8 protein-coding genes are annotated in these 13,404 nt (G+C 42.4%); all 8 read right to left on the reverse strand.

The annotated features are described in order from the left end of the window. Positions 1-5: 5 nt before the first annotated feature. Positions 6-1,256 (reverse strand): MFS transporter, encoded by a 1,251-nt coding sequence (locus tag MKX74_RS18710; RefSeq protein ID WP_341179402.1) that lies wholly within the window; start codon positions 1,254-1,256, stop codon positions 6-8. 140 nt (positions 1,257-1,396) lie between these two features. Beyond that, positions 1,397-2,284: a 3-hydroxyacyl-CoA dehydrogenase family protein gene (locus MKX74_RS18715; protein WP_341179403.1), complete on the reverse strand. Its 888-nt coding sequence runs from the start codon at positions 2,282-2,284 to the stop codon at positions 1,397-1,399. A gap of 71 nt (positions 2,285-2,355) precedes the next feature. After that, on the reverse strand, positions 2,356-2,604 hold the full coding sequence (locus tag MKX74_RS18720; protein WP_133567399.1) for a phosphopantetheine-binding protein: 249 nt from the start codon (positions 2,602-2,604) through the stop codon (positions 2,356-2,358). A 31-nt stretch (positions 2,605-2,635) separates the two neighbouring features. Continuing rightward, a complete protein-coding gene (locus MKX74_RS18725) occupies positions 2,636-3,568 on the reverse strand; it encodes an ACP S-malonyltransferase (RefSeq protein WP_341179404.1) in 933 nt (310 codons plus the stop codon). Beyond that, entirely contained in the window at positions 3,549-4,271 is a 723-nt protein-coding gene (locus MKX74_RS18730; RefSeq protein ID WP_341179405.1) for a thioesterase II family protein, read from the reverse strand. Before MKX74_RS18730 ends, MKX74_RS18725 begins: the two co-directional genes overlap by 20 nt. 45 nt (positions 4,272-4,316) lie before the next feature. Next, positions 4,317-10,133, reverse strand: a complete 5,817-nt coding sequence (locus MKX74_RS18735; protein ID WP_341179406.1) for a type I polyketide synthase — start codon at positions 10,131-10,133, stop codon at positions 4,317-4,319. 103 nt (positions 10,134-10,236) lie between these two features. Beyond that, positions 10,237-12,561: an ABC transporter permease gene (locus tag MKX74_RS18740; RefSeq protein WP_341180610.1), complete on the reverse strand. Its 2,325-nt coding sequence runs from the start codon at positions 12,559-12,561 to the stop codon at positions 10,237-10,239. A 2-nt stretch (positions 12,562-12,563) separates the two neighbouring features. Further along, positions 12,564-13,268 carry an ATP-binding cassette domain-containing protein gene (locus tag MKX74_RS18745; protein ID WP_133567404.1) on the reverse strand — a complete coding sequence of 235 codons (705 nt, stop codon included), beginning with the start codon at positions 13,266-13,268 and terminating at the stop codon, positions 12,564-12,566. Between the last annotated feature and the right edge of the window lie 136 nt (positions 13,269-13,404).

Below are 13,404 nucleotides of genomic sequence, written 5' to 3' on the forward strand. Positions count from 1 at the left end.
AGTAATTACAGTCCAATGTTATGTTGCGCTTGATTACCTCGAATAAATACTTTGAAAGATTTCATGAAAAATAACGGAATAAACAATACACTCATGGCCATAAAGCCTGTAAACACTATATATTTGATCGGGAAAAACTCACCTAATAAACCTCCAATAAGCATACCCACAGGTGCGAGCCCCATGGTGAGTGTCCCTTTTATGGAGGATACCTTGCCTCTCATTTCCTGAACCACTGTCAATTGAATAGTCGATTCAATCAACACATTAACAATTGCACTGAATACACCACCGATAAATAACAAGCAGGTCATGAGTGCAAAACCATTCATCATGACTGCAGTTGAAAAGAATAATCCTGAAAGTATTCCTGATATCGTAAGTACCATACTTTTGTTTTCCGGCTTAATACGAAATACAGATGTATACACCATCCCTGCCAGCATGCCTAACGTAAAGATGGCAATGGCAATACCATATCTTACTTCTCCCAGATTCGCTGAATTCTTAAACATCGGTGCAAGCAACACGATACTTATCGTTGAAAAGAAGTTGGAGAGACCTGCTAACACAATCAAGTCTCTAAGCCCTTTCATATTCCAAATATACGTAACCCCATCCTTCATATCATGCCAAAAGTTGTACTTCTGATCTTGGTTCGTTGATTTGGGAATTTTCATAAAAATTGCAAGAATAAATGATACGATGTAGGATATGCCATTACATAGAAATAGAATCGGTGCGCCCACAAGATGAAACAGCACGCCCCCGGATGAAGGCCCGAGTATTTGAGAAATGGCTCGTAGCATGCTTAAGTTGGCACTGGCTTGTACAATTCGAGATGAGGGAACAATATCAGGGATTGTTGATGTAACTGCAGGATTAAAAAATGCAGCACATGTACCCAGGATGATCCCTGCGGCGAAGGCCATCCAAATTTCAAGGACTCCAAATATAGCAGCAATCCCTACAAAAGTGATGCATAGGCCTCGAATGAAATCCATCAGCAATATCATTTTTCTTCTGTCTGTGCGATCCACGATAACTCCTGCAAAAGGAGAGATCAGAACCTTGGGCAGCAAGGCAGTAGCCATCAGGGCTCCCATCAACCCTGGTGACCCTGTTTTGTAAAGAATCCAGAAGGTCAGGGCAATTTCATAAATAGAATCTCCCAAAGCAGACACCAATTGTCCTTGCCAGAGTAAAAAGAAATTCATCGACCACAACCGTTTTTTGGGTTCGCTAGTGTTCTCCATTTTTCCTCCAGTCGAGAGCTAAAACAAAAAGAATCGCGTTCAGTTGGAGAGCTCATGCTCGTCACTCACTAGACACGATTCATTTGTCCAAGACCTATTCCTGTTATCATGCGGCTTTAAAATTAGACTATGCTACCTCGTCATGCTTTCACTAGACTATGCTCGAAGCTTGGATAGGAGTAAAATCCTTGACCTGTTTTCCTTCCATGTGTCCCGGCTTCTACCATTTTGCGAAGGAGCGGACAGCAACGGAATTTGGAATCCTGATAGCTTTCGTATAGAACGTCTAGCGAATGTACAACGGTATCCAGACCTATTAGGTCAGCCGTCTCAAGTGGTCCCATTTTGTGACCAAAGCACTTTTTGAATATATCATCTACATCCTTTGGCTCCGCAACCTGATCCTGCACGACGAATGCCGCTTCATTCATCATCAGATGTGATATGCGGTTGGACACAAATCCTGGTAAGTCATTCACCACAATAGCCTCTTTCTTCAAGGTAGCGAGTAGCTCAACGGTTGCTTCAATGGTTGCCTCCGAGGTATGGTACCCCTTGATCACCTCTACCACGGGCTTCATTAATACTGGGTTCATATAATGTGAGCCAATGATTCTATCTGGTCTTTTGGTAAGAGAAGCAACCTTGGTAATCGAAATACATGACGTATTAACGGCAAAGATACAATGGTCAGGGCAGATCCGATCAAGCGTCAAGTACACGTCCTTCTTGATCTCCCATTTCTCCGTTACATTTTCAATAACATAGTCCGCATTCTGTAATAAGTCATAATTATCGGTGAAGCATATCCGGTTCAGAATCGTATCCGGCTTCTCTGCCTTGAAATCCTTGTTGTACAAGCTTTGAAAACGAATGTTGCCGGCAACTCGCTCTTTGGCTTGTTCCAGAATCGCAGTTGAGATATCAATGAGTATTACCTCATATCCTGCCAATGCAAAATTATGAGCGATGCCCGTTCCCATAACACCCGCGCCTATAACTCCAATTACTTTCATGTTAATATCCATTCCTTTCGCTCCCCCAAGGCAGAAATCAAGCAGATACTCTCTAGCCTCAAGTCATTTGTATGTTGCTTGGATTAGTGACCTAGTACACCGCTTTTATTTGCTACGAGAGCAGAAATAGCATCAATGGATTTGAAATTGTTCAGATCCAAATCATCATTATCAATTTCAATTCCGAACTCTTTTTCAATGAACACAACCAACTGCATAGCAAAGAGAGAATCCACATCTCCTATAGCAAAAATATCATCATGATCTTCAATATCCTGGCTTTTAATAAATTGGCTTAACATTTCTCTGATTCGGCTTTTAATTTGTTCCATGCGTAAGCACCTCATTGTATTAGTATTTTTATTACAACGCTTTTTCCAGTCGCTGAAACTTCTTGTAAGTCAGAAACTCGTTATCCAGATTGATAATCCTTGATATTTTGGTAAGAGAATCATCCAGACTAACTTCAACAAAGCTATCTATTTCCGACTCTCCTAATTTTAGAATGGAGGCATTCCAATTCATGGGACTTGCCATGTTTTTGATAAGCTCATTCTTTAGATCAGGTGCACTTTGGATGAAGGTCTGGGTAAACACAGATAGTATCGGCACTTCAGCCTCACGAACGGGAATCGTCTCAACAAGATCAACGAACATATTTATGCCTCTAGCTGCGTAAGGAGAATGAAACGCGTAAGGTGTATTTATCAATGAAGCTTTTATGGCACCTTCTTCCTCAGCTCTCTTCAGCACCTGATGGATGCTATCCTTGATCCCCGACACAACCAGACATGTATCATTATTCTCACTTGCAATGAACACCTCATTCTCTGCGTTACAATCAACGATAAGCTGGTACACCTCCTTATACGTCTGCCCTACGATAACCCCCATTCCATAGGAATCCGAGCTGTCCTTGGGGTATTCGTATATCGTCTGAAGCATTCGTAGGCCATCAGCAAAAGAGATAGATTTCGCGCAAGCCATGGCTGTGATTAGGCCCATACTGTACCCTAGCATCACCGCTGGCCTTACCCCGGAATCAATAAATTGTTGATAGATGATATAGTCACACGTATAGATGGCGATCCAATCATAGAACAAACTGTCCCATTCTATATCCTGATGCTTCATTAGGTAGCCGTACAGGTCTACTCCAATCTCCTCAAGCACAATGGAACCGTAGCGCTTCAGGCTTTGAAGCTGCACATTATCGAATCTATCCAATAGATCCTGATATTGTGCACCTACGCCTTGGAAAAGAAAGGCTCGCTGCTTATTCATTAGCAAGTTCATAATCAACCTCATTTGGCAATAATTCGCCTTCAATGATATTCATAATCTTGTCAGCATGATCATTAATAAAAAAATGACCTCCCAAAAAATAATAAAGCTTGCTTCTTTTCTCACATAAATCATCCCACATCATCTCTTGTGGACCATCAATCGTGTCGTCTATTCCATGCAAAACGGAAATACCACATTCTATATTTTTGGCCTTCTTCTGAAAATCATAGTTTTCCATCATTCTGATGTCATTCTTGATCACTGGCAAATAGAACTCCATTAATTCCTTGCTCTGAGTTAGCTCTTCTTGAATGCCACCAAGGGCAATGAGCCTTGCAATAAATTCATCATCAGGCATATAGGAGGTAATATGCATGTTGTCCTTCACAATAGGAGACTGACGTCCTGAGAAAAAAATATGCTGTGGCTTCCGCTGCCCTTCGTCGATAACCTTGTAGTACAGCTCGTAAGCGAGAAGCGTCCCCATGCTGTGTCCATATAATGCATACTCTTCCTTCTCGATGCTGTCTTTTATCAGTTCATAGATATCATCAACGGCTTCTGTAATATCACGATAAAAGCCCTGACCGAACCTTTCCCCCCTCCCCTTTAATTCGATCCCCTCCACCTCTAAGGAATGGTTAGCAAGTCTACCCCAATGTGAGTATGCACGCTTGGATCCACCTGCAAATGGTAAACAAAATAATTTCATGGTATCGCTTCCTCCGAAGTACGACATAGCAAGAAAACATTGTCTTTAGTTAATTAAAGAGTTGATCTCAGACAAGATGTCATCTACTGATGGTTCGTCACTAGCCGACGGAACAGCGTCCTTCTGCTGCTGTAAGCTCTCGACCTCTGTTAACAAATAGCTATTCAGTTTTCTTAAGGATGGGTAATTGAAGAATATCGAAATATCGACCTGCAAATCCAGCAGACTCTTTATCTGGTTTCTCAAAGAGAAGATCATCAAAGAATCTACCCCTTGCTCCGCAAAAGGGGTATCTACAGACAATTGATTTACATCCTCAAATCCGATAATTTTAGCCGCTGAAGTGTGCAATAGGCTTAATAAATACTCGCTTCTTTCTGATGGACCTAAAGCATGCAGGCTGGCGACAACATTTTGCTTGGAATCCTGATTGTCTTTTGCCTCACTAGCCGTATGGCTATTCATGATGAAATTTGTTAGGAATGCTGTAACTTCATCCACACCCGTTTTTTGGCTAAATAGCTCCCAATCTGCATCAGCAACTACAATCGAAGCCAGATCCTTAAGGAATACCTTGTCGATCATTTTCCTGCCAAGTTCTTTGGACATTCCATATATGCCCTTGTTCCCAATGTTCTTCAAAATGTCACTACTACTCGTTGCCATCCCGGCTTCCTCCCAAGGTCCCCAGCATATCGACAATGCAGGTAATCCCAGGCTTCTTCTGTATTCTGCAAAAATGTTCATAAAATAATTAGCCGCAGCATAGTTGGCTTGGCCCATATTTCCTACGATTGAGGAGATAGATGACATCATAATGAAGAAGTCCAGATCCTCTTCCTTTAATGCATGATGTAAATGATAGGTACCCGCTACCTTAGCTTTGAATACGTTCTCAAAGCTTTCCCAGGTCTGATCTCTGATCATCTTATCATCAATAATTCCAGCAGCATGAACGACTCCTCTAATCGTCATGTTGTTCTGTCTAAGCTGTTGTACTACAGCAATTACGTCTGCTTCGTTGCTCACATCTGCTTTTTCAAGCATGACCTGAACACCGTTTTCTTTCCAAGAGTCCATCACTTCAAGCATGGTAGCCGAGGCTTGATTTCTACTTAATAAGACGATGTTGCGAGCACCCTTCTGAATCAAATACTCTGCATAGATCTGACCTATCGATCCAGTCCCACCCGTGATCAAGTATGCGGCTTCATCATCAGCTCGAAGCGTGATTTCCTTATGCTGAGCCAGGCTTCTTCCACCTCTAATCAGCTTAGGAATGTATCTTTTATGGTTATCTCTGAGCACGACCTGCTTGTCCACACCATGGAGAATTTCACTGATAATCTCATCGATATGGTTCTCTAACATAGGAATATCCGAATCAATAATGCCATTCCACAGTCCTGTATGCTCAAGTCGAATAACCTCGCTAAATCCCCATAGTGGTGCTTGATATACGGATGTAGGTGTACCACCTGACTGATGCACATTATTGGTTATTACTTGTATCCCCATGGTCTGCGTGTAATTCAATTCTGTAATGGATTGTACGATATGCAACAGACCACTAGAGTCCTCTTGGACCCTTCGCAACAACTCATTTGCATCAAGATTAGCCAGTCTAGTCTCATTAGTTGTACTTAGATAGATGAGTCTATATTTTTCTTGTTGATATTGATTTGCGATACGCTCCAGAAGGTTCTTAACTTCGTGCTTATTCGTGTACGATACAAAAAACACATCGTTCTCATGCTCTACATACTTGTCCCCTTGAATAACTCGAACAGCAGACATGCCCCTACCAGTGAATTGTTCAAAGAAACGATCAACGACATCTGCTTCATTTCCGAACAAAATGATTTTTTCATTCAGATCTACTTCTAGCTTTCTTCCCGTTCTTGCTTGTTCCATCCACTTTACATCGTAGACCATGCGATCCCCACTACTATTCATTTCCTTGAGCAGTGTGTCGCGCTCTGTGATCTTGGCCATGATGCGTTCAATTTCAAAAACAATTTCTCCCTTTTCGTTGTACACATCAATATCGCCTACAACGCCAGATTGCTGGGAATCGTCTACTTTAATATGACACCAGAAGCTCTCAGCTTCCCTGTAGTAGTATTTAATTTTCCCTAAAGAAATAGGAATGGCCGTCTTTAAGGCATAATCTTCACTTTGCGAATTCATTCTCATACTTAATTCGGAAATGAAGAATACGGATTGAAAAATCGAATCGATTGTGCCTGCATACACGATATAATCTTGACCATTCGGAATGTCTTTTTTGGGATCAATATAACAAAGCCCTTCAGCTTCACCTTTCCACACCTGCGAAATTCTCGTAAAACCCTCACCTAATTTGAATCCGAATTTCCTCATCACATCATAAGCATTAACTCCTGAGTTCACTTCAGGGTACTGGGCCTTTAATTCAGTAATAGATACCCGTTTCTCATGCCCCCGCTCCTGGGACATCACAATATTTCCCTGACAATGCTTCATCCAATTCTCGTGTTGTGACTGCTTATCTGTGCTGACCAGCTCAAATTTCATTTGCTCCAGATCGGTATCTTCAATTGAAAATTGCACTATCCGTTTTTCTTCCTGGACAGCTGTTAAGGGCGCATGAAACTCCACATTCGAAATGGTGCAGCTCACTGGATCTCGGAAATCCTTTGCAATCGAGATCAGCATGGACATATGAGCAGCAGCAGGCGCTATTGCGGTATCGAAAATAATATGTTCCTGCATAAAATATGGATTTCCCATCGTATATTCGCTTTGATATAGAACTCCATTTTTTAAATAAGGCGTTCTAATTCTCTGCCCAATAAGCGGATGATAATCCGTACCTGCACTGCTCGTTCTACTGGCTTCATGAGAGCACACGGGCTGCATCCAGTAAGACTCCTTATCAAATACATACGTAGGTAATGCTACCCGATTGAAACTATGGTCAAAGCTTGTCGCAAGACCCTCCCATTGAACATCTACACCATGGCAATACAGTTCCCCTAGGCAGTATGTGATTTGTTCCCAAGCATTTTTCCTCATATCCAGAGAGTTCAACAATAGCCGATCTTCATTAAGAGTCAATCTGCCAAGCGTACACAGCATTTTGTTGGAACCAATTTCAAGGAATATGGTATTGGGTGTATCCTTCAATTGGGACATCGCATGGTAGAAATCAACTTTATCCTTGATATGATTGGTCCAATACTCCGCATCTAATATGTCTTCTTTGTCCATTACTCTTCCGAGGGTAGCGGATATATAGGTGAGCTTACTTTTATTAAATTTCACTTCATCAGCAACATGTCTAAATTGCTCTAGGATCGGAGTCATAAGGTGAGAATGGAACGCATGAGACACTTGCAATCTATTTACATTTAATTTTCTCTGCATGGCTTCTGTCGTTACTTCTTCAACAGCATCCACATCACCAGAGATCACGATATTTTCTTCCGCATTATGCAGAGCAATAGAGAGTTTACCTTTATAATCTTGCAACAGTGCTTCCACGGTAGCATGATTCGCAAAAATAGCGGCCATGGCCCCGCGCCCCGGAGCTGAATCCATGAATTGGCCGCGCACCGCAACCAGCTTTACCGCATCCGCAAGATTCAATATGTCAGCGGCAACGGCGGCTGCATATTCTCCCAAACTATGACCAAGGACAACTTCAGGTGTAACCCCTATGCTTTCCCAAAATTTCAGCAAGGCATACTCGATAGAAAATATAAGCGGCTGGGCATAGAGAGTCTTCTCAATATCTCCGCTAGAGTAGTTGCCACTATAGAGCATCTCCACTAACGATTGATTTATAAACGGATAAAATAATTGATCGCATTCGTCCAAGGCGAACTTAAACGGAGGATTGGATTGGTACAATTCCTTGCCCATATTCAAGTACTGCGAACCTTGGCCTGTGAACAGAAATACGAGCTTTATATCCTGTTGGACATCAAGTTGTTCATTCTGTCTTGTGGAGATCCCATCCTTGCTGTTCGTATCCAAATATGCCTGAAGCCTGTTCATTATTTCTTCTCGACTTTTACCTGATACCGTAAACCGATGAGCAAAATCAACCTTCCCCTGGTTGTTGCTATATGCGTAATCTTTGAGTGCAATATGCGGGTTACGCTGTAAATGTGCAAGATTGCTTTTTATGTTTTCATATAATGCATGTTCACTTTTAGCTGATATTTTGATGATAGAGATCGGCTCTGCATCGTTAGTATGCTGCTGCTCTATTCGGGGTGGTTCCTCCAAAATGATATGGGCGTTGGAACCCCCAAAGCCAAAACCGTTTATTCCGACCCTTCTTAAGCTTCCTTCGTTCTTCCAGACTTTGTGTTCCGATATGACGGAGATCGGTGATTTCTCCCAAGGGATATGTGGATTAGGCTCGTTAAAGTTGAGATTTGCAGGAATCATCTCGTTCTTGAACGTTAGTAGCACCTTTATAATGCTAGCTATACCTGCCGCCGCCTCCAAATGCCCAATGTTGGATTTAACAGAGCCAATCTGAAGGGGGTTATTCATCGTTCTATCTTTGGCATAGGTATTCACAACAGCCTTTACCTCTATTGGATCGCCCAATTTTGTACCTGTGCCATGCATCTCCAAATATTCAATATCAGAATGCTGTAACCCAGCATCTTTTAGCGCCTTTCGAATTACTTTTTCCTGAGCTTGGCCATTGGGAGCCGTTAACCCATTGCTCTTTCCGTCCTGGTTGATCGCTGTGCCCTTTACAATCCCAATGATATTGTCTTTATCCTTCTCAGCATCACTTAGACGCCTTAAGATCAGCACTCCGCCACCTTCTCCCCGTCCATAACCATTTGCTGCAGCATCAAAGCTTTTGCTCTGCCCGTCAATGGAAATAGCCTCTAGCTTGGAGAAGCACACATGAACGGCTGGCGAAATCATCAAATTCACAGCACCAACAACTGCGGTATCCACCTCACCAGATTTAATCGCTTGGCAGGCCAAGTGAAGTGCCGTGAGTGAGGAAGAGCATGCTGTATCCACACAAAAGGATGGTCCTTCAAAGCCAAATGTGTACGATATCCTCCCGCAGGCAGTACTAAAAGTTGTCCCCGTAAGGGAATAGGCATCTATTTTACTCAAATCCCCTGATTTGTAATGAGCAAATGAATATTCCTCTCCTGCTATACCGATGTATACACCCGTATTGCTTCCATAATATTGAGCAATATTGATGCCACCATGCTCAAAGGCCTCCCACGTCAACTCAAGGAGTAATCGCTGCTGGGGGTCCAATGCTTTTGCCTCTTTGGGCGATATATTAAAAAACTTCTGATCAAATTCATCAATCGGTACATTTAGAAAGCCGCCTTTTCTTGAATACATCTTCCCAGGCACTTCTTTATCCGGGCTGTAATAGCTATCCACATCCCACCGATTCTCAGGCATCTCACAAATGCCATTAATCCCGTTGATTAAGACATCCCAATATTCCTCTGGGCTGTTGGCTCCTCCAGGAAAGCGGCAGCTCATCCCCACGATCGCAACATCCTCCTTGGATCGAGAAGCTTTGTTGTCTTGGGCCGGGTCAGCACTCTCTGGGCCTAAGTCTACTGGGTGTAGGATGTTATAGACATAATCCGCATATAGGTTGATGTTGGAATTCTCAAATATGGATGCAACTTCAATATCAATTCCGAATTGCTTCGATACCTTCTTCGTAAATAGAGGGATATCAACAGATACCAGACCCAGGCTGATGAATGGTTCGGTATAATCCACAACCTTTTCGTCCAAAATATCTTCCACTATATCTGCCAAATATCCAATAATCTCACGCTTTGTAAAAGATTTCTCTGAACTCATTGTCTCATCTCCTTATGGGTTCCTTTCTTAGAACCAGAACAAAGAAGCTTCCAGCACCACAACGGGTAGGAAGCTTCTTAAATATGGGGTTACTACGATTCCACTACTCTATGCTCTTCAAGGATTCAATCATATTGATCTGCGACACTTTTCTTCGAAGTAACAAGTTGGACAAAATCGTGAGCACAAATGCAAGGCACACCGATATGAGCAAGACAAGCAGACTTAATTGGTTAGGAATCTGCTGATGTGTACTGGATAAGCCTCTGACAACCAGATCGTACATGTACCCACTTATAGGCAGTGCTACCACAATAGCAAAACTGGTCAGGATGATATTTTCGAAAAATATAAGCCGATGTATTTTATGTTTTGGATAGCCTAACACCTTTAAAGTAGCCAGCTCACGATTTCTTTCATAAATATTGATAGAGGATATCGTGTACATCGCTCCAAAGGATAGAACTACAGCACTGATGATAAACATAATAAAGATAAAACTATTTTGCTTCATAATATACTCTGCCGATTGCCTTAAATCATTCTTATCCGAGATCATATCCACCTGCTGTACTTGCTCGAAGTAGTTGCGTACGGTTGTAAGCTCTGTCCCACTACCTGCCTCTACCAATAACGACGTTGGCGAATAATCAATGCCGAAGCTACCTAGATAAGCTGGTGTACAGTAGAATGAAGGATTCGAGTACTGAGTAGAAATTTGCAAGACTTCCATATCGACCGTTTTATTAGATAACTCTGGCGTGGTGAACTTGATCTGAATGGTATCACCTTCTGCAATGCGGTACTTATCTGCATACGATTTGGGTACCAGTACCCCATTGTCTTGCAGTGCCAGCTCATTACCATGATCGTCGAAGAAATGAATAAGATGGTTATCCTTCTCAGTAACTACTAACGTCGCATTCTCGTTACGATTTCCTTGAATGAGCTCCACTGGGAAGGCTGACAAATCATAGCTGCTCTTAATACCTTCAGGTAGTTGTAGCATCTCTGGTGAATTTCCTCTGGTGTAGTCAATCTTTAAATCATAGGTGTTTACCACTTCAATCTGATCAGCTACTTGCTGTAAAGCCATTTGAGTACCAAAAGCCGTAATTAACAAAACTGTGCTTACGACAACTCCAGCGGAGCTCGCCAAAGCTTTCCCTTTGTTGAGAAATATATTTCTCAGTATAAGCTTGTAGCTGTAAGGGATGTTTTTCCAGGCTCCCGGAAGCCTTTCGATAAGCAGCCTTTTCATCTTCTTAGGCGGCTTTGGACGCATCGCCTGTGCCGCGCGTTCCCGCAAGACAGCTCTACCACTTAAGTAACAGGACAGGATTCCAAATGCACTTGAAAAAAGAATGGGTGGAATCACGGAAGTTAAGGATAAGGAGAAGGCAATATCAGGTAGCGAGTAAGCTCTCGCATTCGATGCTCTCACTAATGGAATGAATATACTGGCAGCCGCAATACAGCCGAGTATCGACCCTATAATTCCCACTAATACTGGATAGCCCATATAATGCAGCATAATACTCTTGTTCTTTACACCCAGTGCCTTCATGATCCCGACTTGATTCCGTTGCGAATCAATGATCCGTGACATGGTAAGGAATAGAATAATAGCTTCGATGATAAAGAGAACGAGCGGTATTACTTTGCTCATCAGCTTATTATTGTGAATGGTTTGTTGTAACTGAGAATAGCTGAATGACCGTTCCTTGCTAACTTGACTTAGATAAGGGAGTCCCTTGGACTGCTCTTCCATTGTTCTACCTAATTGATCAATATCGTATCCGTCCTTGGCATCAATCAATATCTCATTATAGTACGAGCTGCCTGCTATGAGAGGCAAGGCTGCTTCAGACACGTACGCAAATCCTGAGGTTTTATGATCCTGTATTTCATTTTTCTTGGCATATTCCACATTCTCGCCCAAAGCACTGATTATGAACAACTCATTTTTGTTATTCACACTTAACTGGATCTGATCGCCAACTTGATACTGATGCTCTTGAGCGTAATGGGAATCCAGCAAGATTTCATTCGCTTGGTTCGGAATTTGGCCTTCAATGATTGTAGGTGTATTGATTTGATTATGCTCAGGAATCGAATACAGCTTTACAGTAGCTTTCGTGCCCTCAAGCATCTGTGTTGCGTCCAAGCTGTAGCGTCCTTCAATTTTGTTTACACCCTGGATTTCACTCAGGCTTGCCACAGCCTGCTTGGAAATGCGTTCATAGTAGACATTCAAATCACTTAAGTTATGCTCCTCAAAGTAAGCCTTCGTATAATCACTAAGATCATCACTTAACGTGACCAAGCCTGCATAAAAAAAAGCGCCCACCGCAATAACCAGCACAAATGCAATAAATTGCCCGATGGATTGCCTGATATCACGAATCAATTTTATGAATAGCTTCATCATTACCACTCGATTCCTTCAACGTTCTGCCTGTTAGGATTCATTGTCACGCTTTCAATCTTTCCGCTCTTCACCTTAATAATTTTATCTGCCATGGGCGCGATCGCTGAGTTATGTGTGACCAGTACAACGCATTTCTGCGTTTCTTTGTTCAGGTCTTGAAGAAGTTTTAGGACGGATTTCCCCGTAACATAATCCAAGGCGCCGGTTGGTTCATCGCACAGAAGAAGCAACGGATTTTTGGCAACGGCTCGCGCGATCGCTACGCGCTGTTGTTCACCACCCGAAAGTTGGGAAGGGAAGTTCATCATACGATCCTTTAGCCCCACTTTGTATAGGATGTCTTTAGCATCCAGATGATCTTTGCATACCTCCGTGGCAAACTCAACATTCTCTAGCGCGTTCAGGTTCGGAATTAAGTTATAGAACTGAAATACAAAACCAACCTTCTCAGCGCGATATTCCGTTAGTCTTTTCTCGTTGAATCCCGTAATATCCTGGTCACCGACCCACACTTGTCCAGCCGTGGCTGTATCCATACCGCCTAGAATATTCAGAATTGTACTTTTACCTGCACCACTAGCACCCAAGACTACAACGAATTCTCCCTCCATGATTGAGAAATCTACGCCAGCAAGTGCCTTAATTGTCACCTCTCCTACGGAATATTCTTTCGTCACAGCTTTGAATTCGATAAGCTTTTTCACTTCGTACATCTCCTCGTAATGCTTTTATGAACCTGGTTTGACTCGATTTCCAATGGTAAGGAGATGGATAAGTCAAACTATACTAAGGGAATTTCTTTGACAGAGCTACGTGAACAATACCTCTCCGTTATCACTT

The sequence above is a fragment of the Paenibacillus sp. FSL K6-1230 genome (assembly GCF_038002385.1).
In the GTDB taxonomy this organism is placed as follows: domain Bacteria; phylum Bacillota; class Bacilli; order Paenibacillales; family Paenibacillaceae; genus Paenibacillus; species Paenibacillus massiliensis.

What these genes read in the sequence shown, in the direction of transcription:
- MKX74_RS18725 (WP_341179404.1), bottom strand. Translation starts at nt 3,568, where the DNA reads ATGAACTTGCTAATGAATAAGCAGCGAGCCTTTCTTTTCCAAGGCGTA.
- MKX74_RS18715 (WP_341179403.1), bottom strand. Translation starts at nt 2,284, where the DNA reads ATGGATATTAACATGAAAGTAATTGGAGTTATAGGCGCGGGTGTTATG.
- MKX74_RS18730 (WP_341179405.1), bottom strand. Translation starts at nt 4,271, where the DNA reads ATGAAATTATTTTGTTTACCATTTGCAGGTGGATCCAAGCGTGCATAC.
- MKX74_RS18720 (WP_133567399.1), bottom strand. Translation starts at nt 2,604, where the DNA reads ATGGAACAAATTAAAAGCCGAATCAGAGAAATGTTAAGCCAATTTATT.
- MKX74_RS18710 (WP_341179402.1), bottom strand. Translation starts at nt 1,256, where the DNA reads ATGGAGAACACTAGCGAACCCAAAAAACGGTTGTGGTCGATGAATTTC.
- MKX74_RS18735 (WP_341179406.1), bottom strand. Translation starts at nt 10,133, where the DNA reads ATGAGTTCAGAGAAATCTTTTACAAAGCGTGAGATTATTGGATATTTG.
- MKX74_RS18740 (WP_341180610.1), bottom strand. Translation starts at nt 12,561, where the DNA reads ATGAAGCTATTCATAAAATTGATTCGTGATATCAGGCAATCCATCGGG.